The sequence below is a fragment of the Pseudomonas sp. B14(2017) genome, from assembly GCF_002113255.1.
Classification (GTDB): Bacteria; Pseudomonadota; Gammaproteobacteria; order Pseudomonadales; family Pseudomonadaceae; genus Aquipseudomonas; species Aquipseudomonas putida_Z.
Genome location: NZ_NEJY01000012.1, coordinates 161823 through 188335, shown reverse-complemented (window position 1 = coordinate 188335; position 26513 = coordinate 161823). Strand labels below are relative to the sequence as shown.

Sequence of the window (26513 nt, the reverse complement as noted above, 5' to 3'; positions counted from 1 at the left end):
CATCAAGACCCCGGGCGTGCACGTGATCGACTGCCCGGTCGATTACAGCGAGAACGACCGCATCCTCAACAGCGAGCTGCGTGAGCGCGCGCTGGCGGTGTAAGGCGTAACGGCTTTATTGACATCAACCCGGCCACCACAGATATCTCACGATCCTGTGGTGGCCGGTTGGTGCTAATTAACAACCTCCTCACGCATCTCTTGATTGATCATTCTCATGTTCCCAACTCATTGAGAACACGAGACCATGACCATCGGCTCAACACACAACCATCCTGCTGATCTGGCTATCGAGCCATCCCTGTCCGTAAAGCCGTGGGCTGCGCGTTACCCTAACCCTCCTGATCTTTGCTTTGATTATCGCCGTCTACTCGAACAAGAGGGCGGAGTTGCATACGCCACTCAGCCGGATCACCGGATCTGTATTGTCGGTGCTGGTGTTACCGGGCTAACTGCAGCCCGAGAATTGCTACGTTGCGGCTTTACCCGTATCACCTTGATCGAGCAGTCCCGACGTGTGGGTGGGCGTCACCTTACGATGGTGAATAACGCAGGGAATCACAAGCAGCCTGTAACCCCTTTTGAAATGGGGGCCATGCGCATGCCGTTCTTCAACAGGACTGGTGAGCCCCCAAAAGATGGGCGTTCGCTTATGGCCTATTACGCCAAGCTGTTCGAGCTACGAATTTCCGATTTTCCAAATCCCGGGACACCTTGGGTGAATGCCACTGGAATATATCTTCGTGACGGGCAATTAGCGGGTGACAGAGACCCTGCGCTGTTGATCTGGCGCAATCCCGAAGGAAAGACACCACCACCCACTGCGATGCTTCAGCAGGTCTACGATAAATGGCGCCATTTTGCGGAGCAGTTCGCCGAGCGTATTGCTGCGGTTTATGGCACTTATGGTTGGGAATCGATGTGGTCGGCGATCGTCGAGCGCTATCATCGATTATCGTTTAGAGATCTGGTGCATTTACCCGCTGTTACAGCTTGGGACCCTGCAAACCCTGGTGACTTTGGCGGGCTAGGCATGAGTGGCGACGAGTCGGCCATCTTCTATGCAATCGGTATTGGAGATGGTAGCTGGGGAGCGTTTTATGACGTCTGCTGCCTTTACCCGCTGCGTACAGCAATCTTTGGCTTCAGCAGTCACTTGCAGTTGGTGCATGGGCGTGTTGACCAGGACGGTGTGCCTTACGCTGCGCCCCATCTTGAAGCCAGCAGCGTCCCTGACAGTAAAGGATTGATGTTTCAGGGGCCAGCCTATATCGGGCTTGCGGCGATGGACGAAAGCCTCATGTTTTTGGACGCCGGGATGGGCGGTTCCTCGCTGTATGACCACCTGCTGCAACGAGATGATGGGTTACTGACTGACACTTCGGTCTGTTCCCTACAAAAGCTGGAGGATGGTCGCGTACGGGTCGGATACCGTTGGCATTGCAGTGATCCGGTGCAGGGGAACGTCCAATACGAAGACTTCGACAGCGTGATCTTGACCATCCCTTCCTGGCTGATCGAAACCAACATCCGCCTCGACGGTTTCAGCCGTCAGATATTGCCGCAGACGATCATGGATGCCTGGAAGCATGCTCATTGGGAGACAAGCTGCAAGGTCTATGCTCCGCTGAAGAAAAGCTTCCTGGACCGCAACCCAGCTTTTCCGCAAATCCTGGTCACTGACAGTTTCGTTCACGATGTCTATGCCTATCGCTACAACGACCATTACGCTGATGATTGCATCCTGCTCAGTTACACTTGGGAAGACGATGCAACGAAACTGGCCGCGTTCTAAGATGAAGAACTGGGCGACAAGTGCGTGAAGGAACTCGATCGGATCCTCCTTCGCTGCAGCAACGTGGCTGAACCCATATCGCCTTATATCGATACCCGAAACATTCGCATACAGCGTTGGATGACTGATCGAAACGCGCTTGGCTGCGCAAAGTTGTATCGGGCTGGGACCTATTACGATGCAGTGAGCCTGATGAAGTACAACCGTGATCTGAGTGCCAGTTCAGGGTTGTATCTGGCTGGAGAGTCCTTCTCTGTTGACGCCGGCTGGACCGAGCCGTGTTTACGCACGGCGCTTGATGTGGTCATCAACCTGTGCAACAGAACATCGGCATCGTTCAATGGTGGCTTTACCCTGAACCACTACCCACATTATCAAGCTGGGAAATAGCTGCATCCGGGAGTTTTTGTGGGGAATTTCCTACTGGAACACTTCTCTTGTCCTTCGATCCCATAGGAACTCCCCGACTGTCACTCCCCCGCCCAACCCCGCTTTACTGGCGCCCTTCCAAAACAACCATAAAAGGAAGCCGCCATGTCTGAACACTGCACGCCCGTCAGCCCCGTACGTATCGCTGTCATCCAGTACGACCCTCAGGTCGGGCTGGAGCATTGCGATGGCAACCTGAGCAAGGGCCTGGCATTGGCTCGGTGCGCGGCGCGTGAAGGCGCCAACCTGATCGTGCTACCCGAGCTGGCCAACACCGGCTACACCTTCCACACGCGTGCAGAGGCCTATGCCCATGCCGAAACGCTGGAGGAGGGGCGCAGCCTGAAAGCCTGGGCGGATTTCGCCAAGGAGTACCAGGTATATCTGGCGGCGGGTTTTGCCGAACGCGAGGGACTGAAACTTTTCGACAGTGCCGTTCTGTTCGGTCCGCAAGGCTTGCTCGGGCATTACCGCAAGGCCCATCTGTGGAACCAGGAAAAGCTCTGGTTCACCCCTGGCGACCTGGGCTTCCCTGTGTTCGAGACACCGATCGGCCGTATCGGCCTGCTGATCTGCTGGGATATCTGGTTCCCGGAAGTGCCGCGGCTGATGGCTGCGCAAGGCGCCGACATCATCTGCAGCCTGAACAACTGGGTATGGACGCCACCACCACTGTTCGATGAAACAGGGCGCTGCATGGCGTCCTACCTGACCATGACGGCGGCACACACCAACAACGTCTACATCGCTGCCGCCAATCGCATAGGTAGCGAGCGGGGCGGTCGCTTCCTGGGCTGTTCACTGATTGCCGGTACCAATGGCTGGCCCATTGGCGAGGTGGCCAGTGCAGAGGAGGAGGGCATTCTCTACGCCGATGTCGACCTCAGCAGCGCCCGCTCGGCGCCGATCTGGAACAGCCTCAACGACCTGCCGCGAGACAGGCGCACCGACCTTTACGATGCGACGCTTGGCTATCGCCTTCATGCACCTATGCCCCGCTGAGGAGTTGCACATGAAAACGCTACTCTTCCCCAACCGGCAGCGTTCGTCGGTGTTGATCCTTGCCTGCCTGCTGGTGCTGCTGGCAGCCAGCCTCGTACAGGGCCAATGGCCGGACTACACGCAACTGGCCGCGACGCTCGATCAACCGTTAAGCCGCCTGCGCTGGATAGTTGGTGATATCAGCGAAGTGGCCTTCTACAAGCATGAGTTGCCCGCCCTGGGCTTGCTGCTGGGAGCTTGCCTGGCGCACTGGGCCCATGTGCATGGGTATCGCTGGCACGGCTTTGCCATCTGCTACGGCAGCGGATTATGGCCGTGGGTGTTCACCAGTTCGCTGCTGGGCTTGTTGCTCAGTCACGCGTTGTGGGGATGGACCTTGGCCAGTGGCACCTGGCAACCAACCTTCGTTGCTTTCGTATCGTTGCCAGCAGCCATGGTGCTGTTGTTTGGTGCGGGTTGGCAGGTGACCATCAGCGGCGCACTGCTGGGAGCGCTGTTGGTAACGCCAGCCAGCCTGTTCATGGTCAATTACCTGTGCTACCCCCTGCAGTTGCCGGTGGTAGTCGGCAACGTAAGCGGCATGGCGCTGGCAAGCGTGGTGGCGTTCATGCTGTGCTGGCGCTTTCCATCATGGGTACGGCCCAGCCAACCGCCCGCCGCACCTGAGCCCGTTGCGGCCCAAGCCGATTACGGTGTGGCCTGGACCTTGCGGCGTGTACTGGCCGATTTCAGCGAAGCGCCATTCTTTGGTAATGAACTGGCCAGCCTAGGGCTGCTGTTGGGGGTGTTCCTGGCATACATGCTGGCCCCCGCTGCGCCAGTCTACGGTTCGCTGCTGCTGATACCAATGGTTGCCGGGCAGGCGCTGGCATCACTGGTGGGAGTCGTGCTCTGGCGTCGCCAATGGCAGGCGCGAGGCTGGTACCCCACTTACATTCCCATCGTCTCTATCGTACCTGCCGCTGTGCTCACCCACGGTGGAGGCTGGCAAGTGGTCGTAGCCAGTTCAGTGCTGGGCGCGCTGGTAGCGCCACCGTTGGCGGTGGCCATCAGTCAGCGCTTGCCGGCCTACATGCATGGTTACATCGGCAATGTAGTGTCGATGGCCATCAGCACACTGGCGATCGTTCCGCTGGTCGGGCTGCTTGCTGGAGGTGGCGTATGAAAGCGCATGCAAACCTGCCCAGGTTGTCGATCGCCAGCCTGGGAGGGACGGTGAGCATGCGGGCAAGTGCAAGCGAATGCGGGGTGATGCCCAAGCTTGACTGCGCTGAGCAACTGGCCGAGTTGCCACAACTGCGTGAGATGGCCCAGCTTGAAGCTGCCACTCTGGGTCTGCTCCCCAGTGCCTCGCTGGGTTTTGCGGCGATGCTCGAGGTGCTGGCCTGGGCCCGGGGCGAGGTGGCTCGCGGAGCACGCGCGGTGATACTGACCCAAGGTACCGACAGCCTCGAGGAAACGGCGTATTTCCTCGATCTGCTCTGGCCGTTCGATGCGCCATTGGTAATGACCGGTGCCATGCGCGCGGCCAGCCAGCCGGGCAACGACGGCCCGGCCAACCTGCTGGCTGCGGCGCAGGTTGCACTGGCGCCGGGCAGCCGTGGGCGCGGCGTTCTGGTGCTGATGAATGATCAGGTCCACTGTGCTGCAAGGGTTCGCAAGACGGCAAGCCTCGCGATGGCTGCATTTGAATCACCCGGGTGCGGAGCGCTGGGCGATGTTGTGGAAGGTGCCGTGGTATATCGTCAACCGCCTGGCCCACGGGAGGTGCTGCCGTTACCGCATCGCACCGAGCATCGGGTTGCAATGCTGGAAGCTTGCCTGGACGCAGATACGGCGTTGTTGAAGGCTACAGCGACACTGGGCTACGAGGGGCTGGTCATCGCCGGTTTTGGTGCTGGCCACGTTTCCGGTAGCTGGTCCGAAGTGCTTGGCCATCTCGCGCCCACCTTGCCAGTGATTGTTGCTACCCGCACAGGCAGTGGCCCAACAGCCACGGCCTCTTACGGTTTTGCCGGTGCCGAGATCGATCTGCAGAGCAAGGGGGTACACATGGCGGGGCAGTTGTGTCCGCGCAAGTGTCGCATTCTGCTATGGCTGTTGATCGGAACTGGCAGGCAGCAGCTGCTGCATGGCTGGTTGCCACGTTAAGCAATCTGCCCGCAAAGCTATAAGCGCGGGCAGCCCTTCGGGCGTTGCTGTGCTAGGGTGCACACACTTTTGCTTCCCAGGATGTTCACCCATGCTCCCCGCACTCAGCGAAAAAGAACTCGACCGCCTCGAAGACCTGCTGATCACCTACGGCAATGACTACTCGGTACTCAACCTGGCCGAGCTCAATGGCTTTTTCACTGCACTGGCCAGCTCACCGACCACTGTCACTCCGGAACAGTGGTTGCCCGCGGTGGCTGGTGGCAAGGTGCCGAAATTCAAGAAGCCGGCACATGAAGAGGCGTATACGGCATTGATGCTGCGTTATGCCAGCCAGGTGGCGGAGGAGTTGGGCGACGATGTCGACCACTTTGAGCCGCTGTTCGAAGAAAGCGAAGGCGAAGAGGGCAGTGTGATCATCATGGAGGAGTGGTGCTTTGGCTACATGCGCGGCACTCAGGTCGCTGGCTGGGCCGAGCTGCCGCCAGAGCAGGACCGACTGCTCAAGGCCATTTCGCTGCATGGGCTCGAGGACAACTTCGAACTGCTGGACCAGATGAGCGAAGCGGACATCCAGGCTTGTGTGCCACAGGTGATCGAGGCTGCGCGCGGGTTGTTCCGGTATTTCAACAAGCTGCACTGATCTTGCACCTGCCTTTGTAGGAGCGGCCTTGTGTCGCGATAGGGCCGCAAAGCGGCCCCAGGATTTCAGCAGCGATAAACCATAGTCGGGGGCCGCTTTGCGGCCCTATCGCGACACAAGGCCGCTCCTACACAGGGGATACGCAGATCTGGATATTTCCATTGTTTCGCCTTGCGAAATTATGGTTTCCCCGCCACACGGATTCTGCTGCCAGCCGAACCGGTGCAGCATGTGCTCCACCAGCCCACCCCGGTGCTGACCAGGAGCCAAGCCCATGTCGAACCCGATCAAGCTTTACAACTTCCCCAAGTCCGGCCACGCCCATCGCATCGAGCTGATGCTTTCGCTGCTGAACCTGCCCACCGAGCTGGTGTTCGTCGACCTGGCCAAAGGCGCGCACAAGCAGCCGGACTTTCTGGCCCTCAACCCGTTTGGCCAGGTCCCGGTCATCGACGACAACGGCACGGTGGTCGCCGACTCCAACGCCATTCTGGTGTACCTGGCCAAGAAGTACGACAACGGCACCTGGCTCCCCGAGGAACCCGCTGCCGCCGCCCGCGTCCAGCGCTGGCTGTCGGTCGCTGCCGGCCCGTTGGCCTTCGGCCCTGCTGCCGCGCGTCTGGTCACGGTGTTCGGTGCCTCGTTCAACACCGACGAAGTGATTACCCGCGCCCATACCCTGCTGAAGGTGATCGACGCCGAGCTGGCCAACACGCCCTTCCTGGTCGGCAGCACACCCACCATCGCCGATATCGCCAACTACTCCTACATCGCCCACGCACCGGAGGGCAATGTATCGCTGGAGCCCTATGCCAACGTACGCAGCTGGCTGGCGCGGATCGAGGCGCTGCCGGGCTTCGTGCCCATGCCACGCACTGTGATCGGCCTGCAGACCAGCGCCTGACATCCCGCCACTGCGAGGAACGCCGCCATGCAACAGAACCCGGACCATCACTCCTCGCCCTGGCATGCGGGGGAGAAGACCCTGCAGGAAAAAGCCGGTGTCGCGGAGCGCATGGAGGCGTTCGGGCAGAAGGTCATTCGTGACTACATGCCCGACCAGCATCGCATTTTCTATCACCAGTTGCCGTTCATGGTCGCCGCCAGCGTGGACGCACTGGGGCGGCCCTGGGCAACGCTGTTGGAAGGGCCGGAAGGTTTCGTCAGCTCGCCGGACCCGCGCCAGCTGACGATCGACACTCAACTGCCAGCAGACGATCCTGCTACCCCGGGGCTGGCTGCCGGGCAGGCGGTCGGTCTACTGGGGATCGAACTGCACACCCGCCGGCGCAACCGCCTCAACGGCCAGCTTCGCCAGGCCGGCGACGGGCAACTGCAGGTGACTGTGGAGCAGTCGTTCGGCAACTGCCCGCAGTACATCCAGCTGCGTGACTACACCCGTGTCGCGGAACCCGCCCAAGGGCGTGTCGATGCGACGACACTCGATGCCTCGGCTGTCAGCATGATCCAGGCAGCCGACACCTTCTTTGTCGCCAGCTATGTCGAGCATGACGACGGCCAGCGCTCGGTGGATGTCTCCCACCGTGGCGGGCGGCCCGGGTTCGTCAAGGTCGAAGGCAACCGCCTGACCATTCCCGACTATGCAGGCAACCTGCACTTCAACACCTTGGGCAACCTGTTGGTGAACCCGCAAGCAGGGTTGCTGTTCATCGATTTCAGCAACGGCAACGTGTTGCAGCTATACGGGCATGCCGAGTTGCTGCTGGACAGCCCCGCCATCCAGGCATTCGAAGGTGCCGAGCGCTTGTGGACGCTGGAGGTCGAGCAGGTGGTGTGGCGCCCGGCTGCCGTTTCCCTGCGTTGGGCCTTCAAGGAGTACGCGCCGACCAGCCTGATGACCGGCACCTGGGCCGAGGCCGACATACGCTTGCAGCAACGCCAGCGGCAGCGCCAATGGCAAGCCTGGCGTGTGCTGCGGGTGGAGCAGGAAAGCCGTGATATCCGCTCGTTCTACCTTGAGCCTCCTGCTGGCAGTGCGATGGCCTTTGCGCCGGGGCAGCATGTTCCGGTGCAAGTCCAGCTCGACGGTGAGGCGGCGCTGATCCGCACCTACAGCCTGTCCAGCGCGCCTTCCGACGGTTACCTGCGCATCAGCGTCAAAGCCCAGGGCCCGGCCTCGCGGCACCTGCATGAGCGCGTCGTGGCAGGCGATATGCTGAACGTGCGCCCGCCAATGGGCAGCTTCACGCTGGACCAGCAGAGCACACGGCCGCTGGTGCTGATTGGCGCGGGTGTGGGTATCACGCCGTTACTGGCCATGCTGCGCGAGCAGTTGAGCAAGGGGCAGGCACGGCGTATTCATCTGTTCCATGGTGCGCGCAGCCTGGCCGACCTGCCGTTCCGTGAGGAGCTGGCAAGCTTGCAGCAACAGGCCGGTGGCCTGCTGCACGTGCACCGCGCCCTGAGCCAGCCGGAAGAGCATGCGCTGGCGGGGCGTGATTACGAGTTTGCCGGTCGGCTGGGCATCGAGCAGGTCAAGGCGACGCTGGCGCTGGACGACTACGATTTCTATCTGTGCGGCCCGGGCAGTTTTACCCAGGACCTGTATGAAGGGCTGCGCGGGGTGCATGTGCCGGATGCGCGGATCCATGCCGAAGCCTTTGGCCCGTCGACGCTCCGGCGGCACACCGACGATGACCAGCCCACCCTGCAACAGCCACCTGCGGCCAGCGAGCCGGTACCGGTGTACTTTGCGGCTTCAGCCAAGGAGGCGCGCTGGGCGCCGGGTAGCGGGACGCTGCTGGAGCTGGCCGAGGCTCGCGGATTGTCGCCGGAGTTCAGTTGCCGAGGTGGGTCGTGTGGTACCTGCAAGACCCGGTTGGTCAGTGGCCGGGTGCATTACCCGAACCCGCCGGCCGAGCTGCCGGAGGCGGGGTCGGTGTTGATCTGCTGTGCCGTGCCGGCCCGGTCGGAGGAGGGGGCGCAGGCGTTGGTGCTGGATCTGTAAGGTAGTTTGTCCCGGCCCTTTCGCGGGCTCGCCCGCTCCCACAAGTACTTCACTGCCCTCAGAGATGGTGGATAACCTGTGGGAGCGGGCGAGCCCGCGAAAGGGCCGGGACAGGCGACACAAAACGCTCAGATGAAAGATAATCCCGGCACCTCATAGAGCTCAGGAGCCCGCATGGACCAGATCCACCTGATGAAGGTGTTCGTCGCCGTAGGCGAGCTGGAAAGCTTCGCCGCTGCTGCCCGCCGCCTGGACATCTCTCCAGCTGCGGTCACCCGTGCCGTCAGCGCCCTGGAGGATCAGCTGGGGGTCAAGCTGCTGCTGCGCACCACCCGTAGCGTACGCCTGACCGAAGCCGGGGGCCGCTACCTGGAAGACACCCGGCATATCCTCGCCAGCATCAACGAGGCCAACGAAGCCGCCGCCGGCATCAACGCCGCGCCCAAGGGCGACCTGGCCGTCACTGCGCCCATCCTGTTCGGCAAGAAGTTCGTCATGCCATGCATCGTCCACTACCTGCAGCAGTACCCCGAGGTTGACGTTTCCGCCTACTTCCTCGACCGCATCGTCAACATGGTCGAAGAGGGCATGGACGTAGCCGTTCGTATCGGCCCCTTGCCCGACTCCGGGCTCAAAGCACTGCGGGTGGGCAGGGTCCGGCGCATGCTGTGCGCCTCTCCCGAGTACCTGGCGCGCCATGGCGTGCCGAAGCACCCGTCCGACCTAGCGGAGCATGCGGTGATCGGCACCACCAACCTGTCGCCGCGAGCCGGCTGGCGTTTCGGAGTAACCGATGAGCCGACTCTGGTGCGCATGAAGCCTCGCTTGACGGTGACCAGCAATGACGGGGCAATCGCCGCTGCCAGTGGCGGACTGGGGATTGCCCGCCTGCTGTCGTATCAGGTCGCGGATGAGGTGGCCAGTGGGCAGTTGCAGGTGATCCTTGCCGAATACGAAGAGGCGCCGTGGCCAATCCATATACTGCACCGGGAGAGCAAGTACGGTTCGGCCAAGGTCCGCGCCTTCATTGACATGCTGGCGCAGGAACTGAGGGCTCGGCAGCTGGACTGATTCAACCGAGCAGGGTGAATGTAAAGCAACCTGGGCACTGCTGTTCCAGCCACTCCTTGGCCCGTTCGCTCAGGAAGTACCCACGATAGACATCCCCTTTGAAGAAATCGGCTTGCTCGTCGGCCTTGAGCACCTTGAGATACTGGCCGAGGTCGGCAGGGTCATGCTGCGGGTCCTTGAGCAGGTTGAGCTTGCCCACCACGAATGCCTGCCAGTACTCCGGCATACGCGCGGCAAGCTCAGGGTCATGCGGCAGGGAGTCGATGATCGAGCTCGGCCCGCCTTCCAGATCGAGGTAATCGGTAATGGGCTTGCTGGTGTCCCAGTGCAGCCAGTCGATGTGAACGATATGGGTCTTCTCCAGATGCTCGTAACGCCCGATCCCCTTCAGGCCGCTTTTTTCCAGGGCTTCCTTGACCGGCTGGGTGAGCACCAGCGAACCCGAACGTATGTAGGCGGCCGGGGTGTACGGGCCGGCCCGCTCGATGCTGTCTACATCGGTATCTTCGTCCCAGGCGATCATGCCCTGGAGCAGTACCGCGCCCCAGTCTCCCCAGGGAGTCGGCGCGTTGTCCAAGTGATAGATGTTCATGTCAGCCTCCGCAGCCCTTGCCATTCTTGCCGTAGCGACGCACATGGTTCCTCGTCGCCTTGGGCACATTGTATTGGCGCATCATCACCTTGATCTGCTTTTGCAGGTCCTTCTTGGTGAAGTTCGCGTTGTTGTTGAACCACTTCTTCCAGTCCTCGTTCCAACCTTTGGCGTGAATGTCGGCGTGGAATGCATTCGGAATGCGCGAGATCTGCTGGTCGATGTACCGTTTGGGGTTGCGAATTCCGGCAGCTTTCATCTGGTTACGGAAATCGCGGTCTTCCCGCCACATTTCTTGCGGGATCATGTGGTGGTCACGCATTGACGCCGGACCATGCCTGCTGCGCCAGGCTTCGGTGGTTCGCTTGATACCGCCCTTGGTATAACCGGTCAAGGTCAGCCAACCTAGTGGATCGACCCATGTCACCGGGTTTGGCGCATACCGGTACAGTTGGTGACCACCAGACAGGCCAATCGGGTCAGGCTGGGTAAAGCGGCCTACCTCCGGGTCATAAAACCTGAAGGTGTTGTAATGCAACCCGGTCTCCCGATCCAGGTATTGCCCCTGGAAGCGCAGATTCTGTTCCTGCAGGCAACTGGCCTGGCGGGACTCATCGAGGGTAGAACCCCAGCCCAGATAGCTGGCCTGCCATACCACGCGTCCCTGTTCATCGGTCAGCCACTCCGGGAGCCCCCCGAGGTCATTATGGAAGTGCAGCACCTGCTGGTTCGGCCCGCTGCCGTCGATGCGTGCCAGCGGCTCATAGCCGTCACCCTCGTACAGGTACAGGCTTACCTGGCCATGGCGCTGTTCCTGCAACAGGCGTAATCCGTCCCAGGCAAAGCGCGTCAGGCCGAGCAGCTGCCCGGCACCATCATGTTCGCTTTTTTCCACCCGCCGCCCGAGCGGATCGTAACGCATGCGTACACTGCGTTCCCGCCCTGCCTGGCGAGTGCGTACCTCTACCAGGCGGTGCTCTGCGTCGTAGCTGAAATGCTGTATGCCGCGCCGGCTGCTGCGCTTTTCCACCAGGCGGCCAAAGGCGTCGTAGCGGTAGCGCTTGTCCTGGTACGCCAGCAACCTGTCGTGCAGAACTGGCGCATTGGCCGTGGCATCCAGCAGGTTGCCGGCGGCATCGTAGCGGTAGGTTTCATGATTGCCGTTGGCAATGTCATGACTGCCCATCAGGCGCCCACCAGCATCAAGCTGGATTATCTGGTCATGCTGCACCCGGCCGGCTACCTGCCGCACGCGCCGGTTCAGGTCATCGCGCGGGTCGTATTCGAAGCGCTGCTGGAAAGGTGCGGGTAATTGCACGGGTTGGCTGGCGGGCCTGCATCTGCGGGTGCGCAAACGTCCGTTGCGGTCATACTCCTGGTGTGTGAGCAGCGCGCCCTGGGTACGCTGCACTTCCCGGTGCAGGCGATCGCGTTCGTAGTCGTTGATGACATGTCCGTCCAGGTTGATCTGGTGCAGGTGGCCGCTTCCGTAGTACATGCGGTTGATCCAGCGGCCATCGAACAACTGGGTGCGGCACAGGTTGCCCAACTCATCGTAGCGATGGCGCAGTACGCCGTTGCCACTGTGCTCCTCGACCAGCTGTCCCAGCGCGTCAAAGCACAATCGCAGGGTTTCGCTGTTGCCGGCAGCATCGTCGAAATGAACCTCGGTAAGGTTGTCGAGCTCATCGTAGCCATAGGTGGTAACGCCATCCGCGGTCGTCTTGGTAATCAGACGACCCAGGGCATCACGTTCCAGGCGGTGGACGATCGGCTCGACCGAGCTGTTACCGGGCGTCGGGGTGTAGGCCACCTGCACCACATTGTGCAACGGGTCGTGACGGTACTCCCTGGCGGTTCCATCGAGAAACTGCTCGCGGACCAGGCGATTGGCGGCATCCCACCGGAAGTAAAAGTGCTCGCCGTTTTCGTTGGTCAGCGACAGCAGTCGACCGTAGGGGTCGACCTGGTAGCCAAGCGTGCGTCCTTGCGGGTCGATGGACTGGAGCAGGACACCACGGGCATCGAAGCGGTACGCGGTGATACCACCAGCGGGGTCGATCGCTTGCGTCAGCCTTCCTGCCTCATCGTAGCGATAACCTTCACGGGTACCGTCTGGCCGTGTCACGCCAAGCAGAAGGCCATCGCTGTCGTACTCGAACTCGGTACGTTCGCTCAACGCATCGGTCACTGACAGCAAATGGCCGTTGCGGTCATAACGATAGCGTGTGATGTGGCCGGAGCAGTCGGTTTCCTGCAGCAGCAGGCCCAGGTCGCTCCAGCGCAGGGTTCGCGAATGCCCTGCGGGGTCGATGATCTCGGTCGGCTGGCCACGGTGGTCGTAGCGGTACTGCATGACGTTACCTTGCGGGTCGGTTTCGCCGATACAGTTGCCGCGCGGATCATAGCGGTACTGCCAGCTGTTGCCGGCCGGATCCATCGTCGAGCGCGGCAGCGACCAATGCTCCAGCCACTGCGTCGATTCGCTGCGCCCCAGCGGGTCGACGGTCTGGGTCAGGTTGCCCGAAGCATCGTAAAAGTATTGCCAGCGCCCTTCCATAGGATCGACCGCTGCGAGCAACTGACGCTCGTCGTCCCATTCAAACCGCCAGGTCGCGCCGACTGCATCAATGTATTCGGTGATCTGGTACTGGGCATTCCAGCGTCGCGTGCTGACACGTTGCAAGCCATCGGTGATCCGGGTCGTGCGCGCAGGGATGTCGTACTCGAACTGGTACTCATCACCGCCACTGCTCTTGTAATGCACCACCCGCCAGTCGTCTTCGGTCAATGCCCATTCGTAGAAGCAGCGCAGACCAGCAGCGTTCTCATGCTCGACCAGGCGCCGTTGTTCGTCGTAGACAAAGCGGCGGCGCAGCCTGCCCTGGCTGTCGTACACTGCCGCCAGGTCGCCACAGGCGTCGTACTGGTAACTGACCAGCAACTGCAGGTCGCCATCGGCATGGCGACGTTCCAGGCGGGCGACCCGTTGTGGCCACTGTGGCGCATAGTGCAACTCGACCTGTACAAGGTCGAACGTGTCACGCAGCCGGATCAGGCGCCCGCTTTCGTCATGGTCCAGATAGATGCGGTTGTCGTTGCGGTCACCCATGGCGCTCAGGCGCCAGTGGCCTGGTTTTCCAGGGGAGGGCTGGAACAGGCGGTACAGCCCTTTGTCGATATCCTCGATCAGGATTTCGTCCTGTTGCGAGCGGCGTACGCTCAACCCTTCACCGGCGCTGAACACGGCATCGGCGCGGGCAATGTAGCCCATGTCGATGACCCGAGCCTGTTCATCGGTAAACGACAAGCGCTCGCTGCCATCGGCGTCCAGGTGCAGTTGCACGAACACCTCGTACTCGATGCTCCAACCTGCGCCGAACAGCCCTTCACGGCGCTCGTCGCGGCTGTTGTAGAGCCGTTGCCAGTCCAGGGGCAGCAGCGCCTGCAGGCTGAAATCCAGCTCGTCGGGCCCGCACAGGATCTTTGCCCCGGTAGACGCGTGCACCGGGTTGGGTGAGCCGGACGTTGCCTGAACGATGGCATTGGTAACCTGCCCGGAGACGAAACTGCTCACCCCACCCAGCAGCATGCAGCCGAACTTGCTGTAGAACTTGCCGCCACGCCCGCGCAGCAGCATCAACGCGGTCACTGCCAGGCCGATGCCCGGCGTCTTGCCGCTGCGAATCTCGCGCACCACGATCGGCTCGCCGCCGATGCGCACGTTGTTCGACACCAGGCCGCCATCGACGATCACCGCTTCGCAGGTGCTGCGGTCACCGCTGCGGCAGGCCGGGTGGCCATTGATCAGCACCTTGCTGGACCCCTCGGCCAGGTACTGCGGTGGCATCGGCGGGTGCTTGCTGCACAGCACCTTGTCGTCCGGGGCCGGCAAGGTATTGGCGGCGGGCGTGGCCACGGTCGGCCGCCACATTTGCGAGAAAAAGCCCTTGGCCATGTCGAGGAAGGTTTCTTCCTTCGCCTCGCCAGCCTCGGCCCCGGCCTGCGCCAACGGTGCCGGCGGGCCGGTGACGACGCCGGCAGCACGTGCCGCGCGCTTGCCGTTGGTGCGAGTGTTCGACGAGCCACTGATGATGTTGGCCTGCACCGACGGCGGGAACAGGAAATTGCCGATGCCCTCGCATAATCGGCTAAGGCCTGTATCGGCGCCGGTCTTGGCCATGACCACACCGACCACCAGGCCGACCACCGCGCCCAGCACGAAGCAGCCCAGGCCGCCAGTGGCCACGGTCAGGCCGAATGCCGCCGCCACTGCGGCAGTGGCCAGGGCGCCGATGGCCACCGTGGCGGCGATTTCCAGCACACCCCCGACGATGTCGGCCAGCATCGAGGTGTGCATCAGCGCGTCGCCTTCGCGGGCGGCCCACAGTGCGTCGGACATGGTGCGCGATCAGCCCAGGTTGTCGAAGTCGAGCGACTGCTTGATGCTTGCCCAGTGCGCCGCTTCGGCCGCGCCCAGCGGGCTGGCCTTGACGTAGCTCAGGGCATACATCTTGCGCGTGCCGGGCAGCACCAGGGCCAGCTGGTACTGATAGACCTTCTCCTGGCCCTTGCTGAACTGGCTGCTCAGCTCGATGGCGGCGATCGCCTGCCCGGCGCCTACCTGCACAGCCTGGGCGGGCTGCATGCGCAGGTCCTTGACCTGCTGCTGCAGTCGCTGCAACTGGCCATCGAAATTGCTCTGCAAGGTCTCGCCTTCGGCCAGCAGGCTGCGGCTGATGATCAGCGAGGTGGCCAGTGCCTCGAAACGCAGGATGTTGATACTGCTGTCCTGCACGGCGGCATCGGGCAGGGCCAGGCGGAATTCGTTGACGCGATAACTCATGACAGGTCTCGTTACTGGTCGGAGCCGGAGAAGATCGCCTTCACCGAGTCGTCGATGGTCTTTTTCACACCCTGGTTGTCGGGCGCGGTCTGCGCACCACTGCCGACGTTCAAGTCGAGGGTGCCGTCGGTGTTGATCTCGCCGTTCTGCCTGGCATGGAAGCTGAACTGCTCGCAGCTGATATTGATCTGGCCGCTGGCGTTGAGCTCGATCACGCTCTTGCCGCACACCAGGCGCAGGTTTTCGCCCACTTCGATCAGGTAGCTGGTGCTGACGCTATCGGTCTTGCTGGCGCCGACCAGCAACATGTCGTCACGGCGCACGGCGCGGATGCGGTCCTGGCCGATGGTGATGGTTTCCAGCATGCCCACCGTCTGGGTACGGTTGATGCCGACCGCCAGCGTCTCGCTCTGCTCGACCACGGTGTCCATGTTGCGCTCGGCATGCACGTAGATCTGCTCGGCGCCCTTTTTGTCTTCCATGCGGATTTCATTGAAATTGGCCGGGCTGCCGCCTTTGCTCGAGCGGCTCTTCATGCCGCTTTGCGTCGCATTGGCGGGCAAGTCGTAGGGCACGCTCTGTTCGGCGTTGTAGACGCGGCCAGTGATGATGGGCCGGTCGGGGTCGCCTTCGAGGAAGCTGACGATCACCTCCTGGCCGATGCGCGGGATCTGCATCGAGCCCCAGTTCTTGCCGGCCCAGGCCTGCGATACCCGGATCCAGCAGGAGCTGTTCTCGTTGGACTGGTCGTGGCGGTCCCAGTGGAAGTGCACCTTCACCCGGCCATATTGGTCGGTCCAGATCTCCTCGCCAGCGGGCCCGACCACCACGGCGGTTTGCGGGCCCTTGACGATCGGCCGCACGGTGCTGCCCTGCGGGCGGAAGCTCTGCTGTGCGTCGATGCAGCTGAGGTTGCTTTCGAATTGCGCTGCGCTGCTGCCGGTGCCGCTTTCCAGGCGCTCCTGATGCACGTAGTAGCGTGCGCCGACGATCAGGTACTCGCGGTTCTGGTCCTGGCGGGTGAAACCGCTGAGGCTGAACAGGTGGCCACTGCCCAGGCCGCGGGCGTTGCCGCGCAGCTCGACCCGCTCGTGCTGGCTTTGCAGCGACTCCAGGCGAGTGCGCGCATAGTGTTCGCCATCCTGGCTTTGCTGGTAGGCGCCGGGGTAGTCGTACAGCGGGTAGTCACCGGCCTGGTGCGGGCGTGGCATGGCCGAGCGCACGTCGATGCGCGCGCTGGGGCGCTGGAAGTCGTAGTCGTTGAGCTCCAGGGAACCTGGCTGGACTTCCTGGGCCAGGTGCCAGTCGTTGATGTGGTCACGCTCGCGGTGCTGCCCATCCGGCGGGTAGAAGGGTACGCTTTCGTAGCCAGGCACCTGCGGGTGCGCGCCATAGGCGTCGGCCAGCACCAGCACGTGGCGCTGCGCTTCGTGGCGGAAGAAGTAGTAGATGCCTTCCTCTTCCATCAACCGGCTGACGAAGTCGAAGCTGGTCTCGCGGTACTGCACGCAGTATTCGCGTTCGCGGTAGCTGCGGCTCAGGGCATCCTCGAAGTCGGAAAAGCCCAGGTCGCGAAACACCTGCTTGATGATCTGTGGCGCGCTCAGGTGCTGGAAGATACGGCAGTCGCTGGTGCGAGTCAGCAGCCACAGCCACGGGCGCAGGGTGACCCGGTAGCTGGCGAACTGGCCCTGGTCCACCGACTGGCTGCAGCGGGCGACGATGCCATGGAAGTAACGTGACGTGCCGAGGCCCTGCTGCACGCTCAGGCTCATCGGCTTGCCCAGCAGGGCATTGAGGTCGATGGCCGGGTCGTCGCTGGTCAGCTGCAGCTCATAGTCGAACAGGCGGCCGAGCTCGTCGCTGCCACCCATTTCGGCCAGGATCAGCTTGTCCGGCCCCAACGGGCTGTTGATCTGCGCCAGGCGCGTGAACTGCGTGAACAGCATGGTCCGTCCTGTCAGTCGGCTGCGCCGAAGTCATAATGCAAGTCGTTGTCGCGGCGGCTGATGCGCACGCTCGCCAGCGGCTTGCCTTCGAGCATGCGGGTGAGGAACTCGCGGCTCATGTCCGGCAGCAGGCCGTTGGTGAGGATGGCGTCGATCATGCGGCCACCGCTTTCGGTTTCGGTACAGCGCGAGACGATCAGCTCCACCACCCCTTCGTCGTAGGCGAAGCCGACCTTGTGCGTGCCTTCCACGCGCTTGCGGATGCGCTCCAGTTGCAGGCGGGTGATGGCCTTGAGCATGGCGTCGCTGAGCGGGTAGTAGGGGATGGTCACCAGGCGGCCGAGCAGCGCCGGCGGGAAGATTTCCAGCAGCGGCTTGCGCAGCTGGCTGGCCACCGCGTCCGGGTCGGGCAGGGCCTGTGGGTCGCTGCAAGTGCGCGCAATGAGCTCGGTACCGGCGTTGGTGGTGAGCAGAATCAGCGTGTTGCGGAAATCGATCTGGCGGCCTTCGCCGTCCTCCATCACGCCCTTGTCGAACACCTGGAAGAAGATCTCGTGCACGTCCGGGTGGGCCTTTTCCACCTCATCCAACAGCACCACGCTGTACGGCCGGCGGCGCACGGCCTCGGTCAGCACGCCGCCTTCACCGTAGCCGACGTAGCCAGGTGGGGCGCCCTTGAGGGTCGAGACGGTATGGGCCTCCTGGAACTCGCTCATGTTGATGGTGATCAGGTTCTGTTCACCGCCGTACAGCGCCTCGGCCAGGGCCAGTGCGGTCTCGGTCTTGCCCACGCCAGAGGTGCCAGCAAGCATGAACACGCCAATCGGCTTGTTCGGGTTGTCGAGGCCGGCGCGGGAGGTCTGGATGCGCTTGGCGATCATTTCAAGCGCGTGGTCCTGGCCAATGATGCGCTTGGCCAGCAGGCTGTCGAGGTTGAGCACGGTCTCGATCTCGTTGCGCGCCATGCGTCCCACCGGAATCCCGGTCCAGTCGGCCACCACCGAGGCGACTGCCTGGTAATCCACGGTCGGCAGGATCAACGGGCTCTCGCCTTGCAGGGCGCTCAGGCGCCGTTGCAGGTCGGCCAGCGTTTCGCGCAGTTCAGGGTTGCCTGGCACCTGCGCGTCCTGGTCGACCACCCCGGCCTGGTCGCGCAGCTGGGCGCGGGTGGCCAGCAATTGGTCGACCAGGGCCTTTTCTTCGGCCCAGCGGCTTTCCAGCGTGGCCAGGCGTTGGCGCTCTTCGGCCAGCAGGGTGTCGACCTGGGCCTGGCGCTGCCCGGTAGGCACACCGATGGCGGCTTCACGGGCGATGATCGCCCGCTCTACCTCCAGCGCCTCGATACGCCGGCGGCTGTCGTCGACCTCGGCCGGTACCGCGTGCAGGCTGATGGCCACGCGCGCGCAGGCGGTATCGAGCAGGCTCACCGATTTGTCCGGCAGCTGGCGCGCCGGGATGTAGCGGTGGGACAGCTTGACCGCGGCTTCGAGTGCTTCGTCGAGGATCTGCACCTGGTGGTGCTGCTCCATGGTCGATGCCACCCCACGCATCATCAGCAGCGCCTTGGCTTCGCTCGGCTCGTCCACCTGCACCACCTGGAAGCGGCGGGTCAGGGCCGGGTCCTTCTCGATGTGCTTCTTGTACTCGGCCCAGGTGGTAGCCGCCACCGTGCGCAGGCTGCCACGGGCCAGTGCCGGCTTGAGCAGGTTGGCCGCATCGCCGGTGCCGGCGGCGCCACCGGCACCGACCAGGGTATGGGCTTCATCGATGAACAGGATGATCGGTTTGGGCGAGGCCTGCACATCCTCGATCACCTGGCGCAGGCGCTGTTCGAACTCGCCTTTCATGCTGGCGCCGGCCTGCAGCAGGCCGACGTCCAGGCTGCGCAGCTCGACGTCCTTGAGCGCCGGCGGCACGTCGCCAGCGACGATGCGCAAGGCGAACCCTTCGACCACGGCGGTCTTGCCGACACCGGCTTCACCGGTAAGGATCGGGTTGTTTTGCCGGCGTCGCATGAGGATATCGACCAGCTGACGGATCTCTTCGTCACGGCCGACGATAGGGTCGAGCTTGCCGCTTCGGGCCTGTTCGGTAAGGTCGACGGTAAAGCGCTTGAGCGCCTCCTGCTTGCCCATCGCCGCAGGCGCGACGGCGCCGCTGGCCTCGCCAGGCTGCCCAGCGCTGAAGCCGTCGGTGGCGGCCAGGTGGTTTTCCGGTGAGTCTCCCACGTACTCGTCGAAGCGTTCGCTCAAGGCCTCGATCTTCAGCTTGGCGAACTCGTTCGACAGCCCCAGCAGGGCATGGCGCAGGCCAGGTGTCTTGAGGATGCCGACCAGCAGGTAGCCGCTGCGCACCTGGCTCTCGCCGAACATCAGGCTGCCGTATACCCAGCCGCGCTCGACGGCTTCTTCCACCTGCGAGGAAAGGTCGGTGATCGAGGTCGAACCGCGTGGCAGCCGGTCCAGCGCATCGGTCAGGTCGCGGGCCAGGCGCGCCGGCTCGATATCGAACTGGCGCACGATACGGTGCAGGTCGCTGTCCTGCAGTTGCAGCAACTGGTGCAGCCAGTGCACCAGTTCGACATAGGGGTTGCCCCGCAGCTTGCAGAACACCGTTGCGGCCTCGATGGCCTTGTAGGCGACGCTGTTGAGTTTGCCGAACAGCGCGGCGCGGCTGATTTCACCCATGGTCCTGGTTCCTTGTATGGTGGGCGGCGGCCGGCTGGTCGGCGTAGTACCGGGCCAGCTTCAGGTCGCGTGCATCGTGCGGAGGGCGGCCGAGCCAGGTATCGAAGCCCAGGCGTTGGCCGGCATTGAGTTGCAGCGCAGGCACCTGGTCCTGCGCGAGGATCAGGTTGAGGTCCCAGTCCAGTTCCTGGCCCAGGTATTCGGCGACCCATGCCGCCAGTTCGACGAAGGCCTGTCCGCCGGGCAGCAGGGCGTGGTACTGGTCGAGGCTGAGCGGGCCGAGGCACAGCCGGAACTTGTGCTGGCGGTCCCAGGCGTAGCGGCCCAGGCACAGGTCCATGCCCAGGCGGTTGGCGCGCACGCCGAGCTGGCTGCGTTCGGGCAGCTCAAGCCACTGGCCGACGTATTCTTCCAGCGTTACAGGCACGCCGAAATACCCGCTGAGGATGCTGCACAGGCCGTCCGGGTAGCGCGTTTGCGCGCTCAGGTGGCCGGACCAGTGCAGTTTGGCGGTGTCGGCCAGCGCGCCCTGGCCTTGCAGTTCGGGTTGGCCACGGCCACTGAGCGCCGCCAGGCGCGCGGCCCAGTAGTCATCACCCGGGCGATCGTGGCTGACGGTCGGTCGGGCTTCGGCCCAGGCACGGTAGAACAGGCTCAGCAGGCGGTGATGGAAGACGTCGAGGAACGCCTTGCTGGTCGAATCGGCCTGGTTGCGCTGGCGCTCGCGCATGTATTCGGTCAGGTGCAGTGGCAGCGGCCCGTTGGGGCCTCCGAGGCCGAAGAAAAACTGCTCCAGGCGCGCCGGCTGATTGCCGTCGGCGCTGACCGAGGCCAGGGTCGACGGGGCGAACGCGCAGTCCAGGCGCTGGCCCAGGCGCACAGGCTCGTCGGCCAGGCGCAGGGAATGACCGAAGCGTGGCAGCTCGGGGTATTGCGCTTCGAGGCGGCGCAGCGCCTGGAAGAAGTCGTACGCCCAGGGCTCGTCCTGCATGGCCTGCAAGGTGTTCATAAGGTTGGCCTGCGCCCCGGTTTGGCCGACCAGCGCATGATCTCGCCGCGTTCGCTGGTGCGCAGTACCGTTTCGGTGAAGCTGTTGATCGACACGTAGCGGGTCAGGAAACGCTCGAACACCGCGCCGAGCAGGAACACGCCGGTCCCGCGGAAGGCGTTTTCGTCGAAGGTCAGGGTGATCTCCAGGCCACGCCCGAAAACGATCGGCCCGGGCATCGGCAGGCGTCGGGTGCAGGGCTTGCTGCTGACGTCGCGCAGGCCGTCGATCTGCAGGTTCAGGGCGCTGTCCTGCGGGTCGCCATACAGGCGCAGCAGTTCGCGCAGGGCGGCGGCGCCCTGGCCGTGCTCGGCCAGCGACAGGTAGTTCAGCGACAGCTGGCTGATCAGGCGCCAGGCGCGGTTGTCGTGGGCATGGCTGGCCTTGGGCCGGCTCGGGCCGGCCAGGCAACGCACGCCGGCAACCGGTGCGCTGTCGGCCAGGCTGAAGTCGCTGCGCCCGTCGCCAACACTCATGAACAGTGGCAGGTCGCGGTTGCTGCACAGGGCGCTGATACCCAGCTGGCGCAGGTCGTGGCGGTAGGGTGCCTGCTGGCCGTCGACCAGGCTGATGAACGTTTCGCTGCCCATGTAGCTGGAGCGGGTGCCATTGCGTCGCTGGTCGCTGGACAGCACCCGCGGCTCCCGGCGCACGATGTAGTAGGCCTGGTCGCGGCCGTAGCGCGACGGGTCGCGCACCGCGTAGAACGGCAGGAATTCCTGATCCGGCCCGGTGCCGTGGCCGGTGACCCGCTGCAGGGAATGGATCTCGAAATCGGTGGGCCGGGTGCGGTCGGCGATCACGTGGTGCTCATGCACCCGATCGGAAAGGTGCAGGCGGTCGACCCGGCGCGGGAACAGGTTGATCGCCGGGGTGCAGAACGGCACGAACTGGCTCGCGCCGACGCTGCTCTCCAGGCTCTGGTCGAAGCGTTCGAACAATACCAGCACTTCCAGCGTCTGGCCGGTGCAGCGCTGTACGGCCTGCTCCAGCCCGGCAAAATCGACGAACAGGAAGCGCTGCGGCAGGGCGAAGTACTCCTGCAACAGGCGGTAGCCCTGGAAGGCCTGGGGCACCACCGGCAACGCCGCTTCACGGTCATCGAAGCCACACGGGCGCAGGGCCTGTTCGACCGGAATACGTTCCACCCAATCAGCGCCGGGTTGGCGCACGAACACCGCACAGGCGCTGCCCAGCAGTTGCTCGTAGAGGCGGAACGGGGTTTCGTCGGCGCCGTTGAGGTACAGCGGCAGATGGCTGAGCGGCAAGCTGGCGAACGGCACCTCGGCGCCACTGCGCAGGGTCAGGCGCAGGCCGGCGCGGGCTTGCGGCACGCTGCTGGCCAGGCGCCCGAGCACCGCGCCGGGGTTGCCGAAGTACTCGGCGCGGGCTACCTGCAAGGGCCAGAGGGTGACGTCCTGGGTGCTGCGGAACTCGCACGGGGTTTGCGAGTTGCGCCCCAGGTTGGCGCGCAGCACGCTGTCACGCGGCAGGCGGAACCCGGCGGCCAGTGAACCCTCGTCGGGGTCGGTCTGCAGTTGCACCACGGTCATCGACGGGGTCGGCGCCAGGTAGTGCGGGTAGGCGATCTCCAGCAGGTTATGGGTGAAGGTCGGGTACTCGGCATCCAGCTTCAGTTGCACCCGCGCGGTGAGGTAGGCGAAGCCTTCGAGCAGGCGCTCGACATAGGGGTCGGCACACTCGATCCCGGACAGCGTCAGGCGCCCGGCGATCTTCGGGTATTCCCGGGCGAACTCCGCCGCACTTTCGCGGATGTGCTGCAGCTCCTGGTTGTACAGCTCGAGCAGGCGCGGGTTCATGCACGCCTCCGGCGTTCGGCAGGGGCCACGCGCACATGGCCGGACTCAAGGTCCACCTCGGTCTGCAGCAACAACGGCAAGGCCGCCGGCTGGGCCCACAGGTCGCCTTCGATTTCGAAACTCAGGGCGTTGGCATTCATCTCGCCGGGTGCGGCCTGGGCACGCACCTTCAGGGTATGGGCGAGGATGCGTGGCTCGTAGGTAGCGATGGCCTGGTGGATGATGCGCTCCAGGGCGGCCAGGTCGATGTTCGAGGCGCTGTTGCCGGCCAGGGCCGGCAGGCCGTAGTTGATCACCGAAGCCCCGGCCGGGGTGCCCAGGGTCGCGGCGCTGTCGAGCAGCGAAGTGGTGTTGAGCAACCAGGCGAGGTCGCGCAGTACCGAGGCCTTGAGCTGGTGCAGGCTGAGCACGCGCTTGTCCGGCGCTTCCTGCGGGTTGCCTGGGTCGTCGTCGGTCAGGCGGTCCAGCAGCGAGGGCTGCAGACGGTCGCGGGCGGCGATTTCGGCTACCACTCGAACAGCCCCACGAAGTTCTTCTGGTCTACAGGGCCGTTCGAGCAGCTGGCGCCACGTGCCAGGATGGAAGGCTCCAGGCGCTCGCCCAGCTGGCGAACAGCCTGGTACTGGCTTTCGCAACGGCCGGGTTGTGACGGGTCTGGCTGCACATGGCTGACAATGATGATCTGCGCGCCATTGAACTGCTCCACGCGAGGCTTGCCGCCATCTCGCTCCGGGCTGAGCTGGCAGGGCCAGGGCATCTCCAGCTGCAACAGCGAGGCATCGGCCTTGCGCAGCGCGCAGCGGCCTTCGTGGTTCACCAGCACGAGCTTTTTCCCGGCAAGGCTGACCTCTGGCGTCGCGTTCGACGAGGGAGCGGGGGGCTGTGCACAGGCATTCAGGGCGAACGCGACCAGCAGGGCCGGCATGGCTTTGGGCGCACGTTTCATTTCAGCTCCCAGAACCAGACGGCCTTGGAACGATGGGCCTGGTCGGCGAAATAGCCCGTGACCCGGCCTCTGTCCCACAAATCGATGTGATCGCCGGTACGGTTTTCGAATGCCTGCCCGGCACGGGCGAAGCAGTCCTTGAAGAAGATGATGCCGCGCTTTTCGCCGAGCTTGAGGCGGTCGCTTGCGCTGCCGCTCAGTTGCAGCGGGGCGCCAAGATGGTGCTTCCACAGCCAGTTGGCCAGCGATTCGGCACCCCGGGCATGGCCATGGGCACAACGTGGTTCGCTGTAGGTACCGGCGTTCACCTTGATGGTGTGCTCGCCGTTGAGCGCGATACTCATGCGGATGGCGCACTGGTTGTCCCAGCCGCCGTCGCAAGGCGAGGAGTCGGTCGGGTAGGCATTCCAGAGGTTGATGAAAGAAGGCTTGGCCATGGAGTTCACCGTGAGCGGGTGAGGTGGGGGAAGGCGCCCGCGCCAGCCAAGGCGGCGCGGGCGCGGTCGGTCAGATCTTGACGTTGGAGCGGATGTTCCAGCCGTACTTGATCGGGCCGCCTTCCTTGGTGCCGTCGGCTTTCTGCGGCTGATAGTCGACGGTGACCTTGGCGAAGTTCAGGGTCACGTGCTCGGTCAGGCGGTCGTCGCTGCCCGAGCCACCAGTGCTCAGCGAGCTGATGATGACTTCTTCAAGGTTGATGATCAGGTACTCGACCTGGCTCTCGCCCCCAGCCTTGCGCACGGTCAGCTTGACCTTGTCGATGTGCTTGCCGCTGGAGCAGTGGGCCATCAGGTTGGGGCTGGCCTTGTCGATGTACTTGGTGATCGACAGGTCCTGGATGTTGACCTTGCCCGAGCCGCCGCCGCTGCCCATGTGCATGTTGCCGGACTGGGACATGCCCCAGCTCCAGTTGAGCACGTCGATTTCGTCCTTGTGGGCCTTGTCGTGGGACTCGCCCTTGATGTCGCCGATCTTGATGAAAATGTCTACAGCCATGGTGTCCTCGGTATTACGCGTCAGGTTGGCGGTTTGGTGCAGTTGGGGCTGTCAGGCAGCCCCCGGGGCTGTCAGGCCCCTTTGGCCGAAGGCAGCTTCGATACCAGGCGCAGTGACACGGTCAGCCCTTCGAGCTGGTAGTGCGGGCGCAGGTAGAAGCGCGAGTTGTAGTAACCCGGGTTGCCTTCGACGTCCTCGACCACAACCTCGGCTGCTGCCAGGGGGTGCTGGGCCTTGGTGGTCTCGGTGGAGTGCGCCGGGTCGCCGTCGACGTAGTTGAGGATCCAGTCCTGCAGCCAGCGCTGCATCTCGTCCTTCTCCTTGAACGAGCCGATCTTGTCGCGAACGATGCACTTGAGGTAGTGAGCGAAGCGGCAGGTGGCGAACAGGTACGGCAGGCGCGCGGCCAGGTTGGCGTTGGCGGTGGCGTCCGGGTCGTCGTACTCGGCCGGTTTCTGCAGCGACTGGGCACCAATGAAGGCAGCGAAGTCGGTGTTCTTCTTGTGCAACAGCGGCATGAACCCGTTCTTGGCCAGCTCCGCTTCGCGGCGGTCGGAAATGGCGATTTCGGTCGGGCACTTCATGTCCACGCCACCGTCGTCGGTGGGGAAGGTGTGCGCCGGCAGGCCCTGCACTTCGCCACCCGACTCCACGCCACGAATGCGCGAGCACCAGCCGTAGTACTTGAACGAGCGGTTGATGTTCACGGCCATGGCATAGGCGGCGTTGGCCCAGGTGTACTTGCTGCTGTCGGCGCCGTCGGTGTCTTCTTCGAAGGCAAATGCCTCGACCGGGTCGGTCTTGGCGCCATAAGGCAGACGCGCCAGGAAGCGCGGCATGGTCAGGCCGATGTAGCGCGAGTCTTCGGACTCACGCAGCGAGCGCCAGCCAGCGTATTCCGGGGTGGTGAAGATCTTGGTCAGGTCGCGCGGGTTGCTCAGCTCCTGCCAGGAGCCCATGCCCATCACGGTCGGCGAGGCGGCGGCAATGAACGGCGCGTGCATCGAGGCGCAGACCTTCGACATCTCGCCCAGCAACTCGACGTCGGGTGGCGACTGGTCGAAGTAGTAGTCGCCGACCAGGCAGCCATAAGGTTCGCCGCCGAACTGGCCGTACTCTTCCTCGTACAGCTTCTTGAACACCGGGCTCTGGTCCCAGGCAGTGCCCTTGAATTTCTTCAAGGTCTTGTGCAGCTCGGTCTTCGAGACGTTGAGCACGCGGATCTTCAGCTGCTCGTCGCTCTCGGTGTTGTTGACCAGGTAGTGCAGGCCACGCCAGGCGCTTTCCAGCTGCTGGAAGTCGTCGTGATGGATGATCTGGTTGACCTGTGCGGTCAGCTTGGCGTCGATGGCAGCAATGATCTGCTCGATCGAGCCAATGGCATCGTTGGACACCAGGCTGGTCTGCGCCAGGGCCTGCTCGGCCAAGGTACGCACGGCGCTTTCGACCGCTTCCTTGGCACGTTCGGTCTTGGGCTTGAATTCCTGCAGCAGCAGGGCGGCGAACTCGCTCGGGTCCTGGGTGGCAGCTCCCGGCTGGGCCTGGGCGTCGCGCAATGGATCGTTCATGG

Annotated in this window: 20 protein-coding genes and 1 pseudogene; 9 read left to right on the top strand and 12 right to left on the bottom strand. The window is 63.5% G+C overall.

Features of this window, described 5'->3' with window-relative positions; genetic code table 11:
- The 9 genes and pseudogenes from CAG34_RS29220 to CAG34_RS14555 form a co-directional block, all read left to right on the top strand.
- Positions 1 to 103, top strand: a 103-nt coding sequence (locus CAG34_RS29220; RefSeq protein WP_232109555.1) for a hypothetical protein, incomplete at its 5' end; no start/stop codon positions are given.
- 144 nt (positions 104 to 247) lie between these two features.
- Positions 248 to 2185 (top strand): annotated as a pseudogene (locus CAG34_RS14590) (flavin monoamine oxidase family protein).
- A 144-nt stretch (positions 2186 to 2329) separates the two neighbouring features.
- On the top strand, positions 2330 to 3226 hold the full coding sequence (locus CAG34_RS14585) for a nitrilase family protein (protein WP_085590781.1): 897 nt from the start codon (positions 2330 to 2332) through the stop codon (positions 3224 to 3226).
- Between the two features lie 10 nt (positions 3227 to 3236).
- Positions 3237 to 4391, top strand: a complete 1155-nt coding sequence (locus CAG34_RS14580; protein ID WP_085590779.1) for a hypothetical protein — start codon at positions 3237 to 3239, stop codon at positions 4389 to 4391.
- Positions 4388 to 5377, top strand: coding sequence for an asparaginase (locus CAG34_RS14575; RefSeq protein WP_085590776.1), 990 nt, complete (start codon positions 4388 to 4390; stop codon positions 5375 to 5377). Before CAG34_RS14580 ends, CAG34_RS14575 begins: the two co-directional genes overlap by 4 nt.
- A 91-nt stretch (positions 5378 to 5468) precedes the next feature.
- Complete coding sequence (locus tag CAG34_RS14570) at positions 5469 to 6020, top strand: UPF0149 family protein (protein WP_085590774.1); 552 nt, start codon at positions 5469 to 5471, stop codon at positions 6018 to 6020.
- Between the two features lie 274 nt (positions 6021 to 6294).
- Positions 6295 to 6924: a glutathione S-transferase family protein gene (locus CAG34_RS14565; protein WP_085590771.1), complete on the top strand. Its 630-nt coding sequence runs from the start codon at positions 6295 to 6297 to the stop codon at positions 6922 to 6924.
- Between the two features lie 27 nt (positions 6925 to 6951).
- Positions 6952 to 8988 (top strand): pyridoxamine 5'-phosphate oxidase family protein, encoded by a 2037-nt coding sequence (locus CAG34_RS14560; protein WP_085590769.1) that lies wholly within the window; start codon positions 6952 to 6954, stop codon positions 8986 to 8988.
- Between the two features lie 174 nt (positions 8989 to 9162).
- Positions 9163 to 10059 (top strand): LysR family transcriptional regulator, encoded by an 897-nt coding sequence (locus CAG34_RS14555; RefSeq protein WP_085590767.1) that lies wholly within the window; start codon positions 9163 to 9165, stop codon positions 10057 to 10059.
- Position 10060: 1 nt separating this feature from the next.
- On the opposite strand, the gene CAG34_RS14550 is transcribed toward CAG34_RS14555, so the two are convergent.
- From CAG34_RS14550 to tssC, 12 genes are all read right to left on the bottom strand, one after another.
- Entirely contained in the window at positions 10061 to 10651 is a 591-nt protein-coding gene (locus CAG34_RS14550; protein WP_178080886.1) for a hypothetical protein, read from the bottom strand.
- A gap of 1 nt (position 10652) precedes the next feature.
- Complete coding sequence (locus CAG34_RS14545) at positions 10653 to 15053, bottom strand: RHS repeat-associated core domain-containing protein (RefSeq protein WP_085590765.1); 4401 nt, start codon at positions 15051 to 15053, stop codon at positions 10653 to 10655.
- 9 nt (positions 15054 to 15062) lie between these two features.
- A complete protein-coding gene (locus CAG34_RS14540; RefSeq protein WP_085590763.1) occupies positions 15063 to 15497 on the bottom strand; it encodes a DcrB-related protein in 435 nt (144 codons plus the stop codon).
- 11 nt (positions 15498 to 15508) lie between these two features.
- On the bottom strand, positions 15509 to 17446 hold the full coding sequence (locus CAG34_RS14535; protein WP_025340323.1) for a type VI secretion system tip protein VgrG: 1938 nt from the start codon (positions 17444 to 17446) through the stop codon (positions 15509 to 15511).
- Between the two features lie 11 nt (positions 17447 to 17457).
- Entirely contained in the window at positions 17458 to 20133 is a 2676-nt protein-coding gene (gene tssH / locus CAG34_RS14530) for a type VI secretion system ATPase TssH (protein ID WP_085590761.1), read from the bottom strand.
- On the bottom strand, positions 20126 to 21142 hold the full coding sequence (gene tssG / locus CAG34_RS14525; RefSeq protein WP_085590759.1) for a type VI secretion system baseplate subunit TssG: 1017 nt from the start codon (positions 21140 to 21142) through the stop codon (positions 20126 to 20128). The genes tssH and tssG overlap by 8 nt, the downstream gene beginning before the upstream one ends.
- On the bottom strand, positions 21139 to 23001 hold the full coding sequence (gene tssF / locus CAG34_RS14520) for a type VI secretion system baseplate subunit TssF (protein ID WP_025340320.1): 1863 nt from the start codon (positions 22999 to 23001) through the stop codon (positions 21139 to 21141). The genes tssG and tssF overlap by 4 nt, the downstream gene beginning before the upstream one ends.
- The gene (gene tssE / locus CAG34_RS14515; RefSeq protein WP_025340319.1) at positions 22998 to 23513 is read right to left on the bottom strand and encodes a type VI secretion system baseplate subunit TssE; all 516 of its coding nucleotides are present in this window, start codon (positions 23511 to 23513) and stop codon (positions 22998 to 23000) included. Before tssE ends, tssF begins: the two co-directional genes overlap by 4 nt.
- Positions 23507 to 23947 (bottom strand): hypothetical protein, encoded by a 441-nt coding sequence (locus tag CAG34_RS29025; RefSeq protein ID WP_178080885.1) that lies wholly within the window; start codon positions 23945 to 23947, stop codon positions 23507 to 23509. Before CAG34_RS29025 ends, tssE begins: the two co-directional genes overlap by 7 nt.
- Positions 23944 to 24384 carry a type VI secretion system amidase effector protein Tae4 gene (locus tag CAG34_RS14505; protein WP_025340317.1) on the bottom strand — a complete coding sequence of 147 codons (441 nt, stop codon included), beginning with the start codon at positions 24382 to 24384 and terminating at the stop codon, positions 23944 to 23946. The genes CAG34_RS29025 and CAG34_RS14505 overlap by 4 nt, the downstream gene beginning before the upstream one ends.
- Before the next feature lie 70 nt (positions 24385 to 24454).
- Entirely contained in the window at positions 24455 to 24943 is a 489-nt protein-coding gene (locus CAG34_RS14500; protein WP_025340316.1) for a type VI secretion system tube protein Hcp, read from the bottom strand.
- Between the two features lie 71 nt (positions 24944 to 25014).
- Positions 25015 to 26511: a type VI secretion system contractile sheath large subunit gene (gene tssC / locus CAG34_RS14495; protein ID WP_025340315.1), complete on the bottom strand. Its 1497-nt coding sequence runs from the start codon at positions 26509 to 26511 to the stop codon at positions 25015 to 25017.
- Positions 26512 to 26513: the final 2 nt, after the last annotated feature.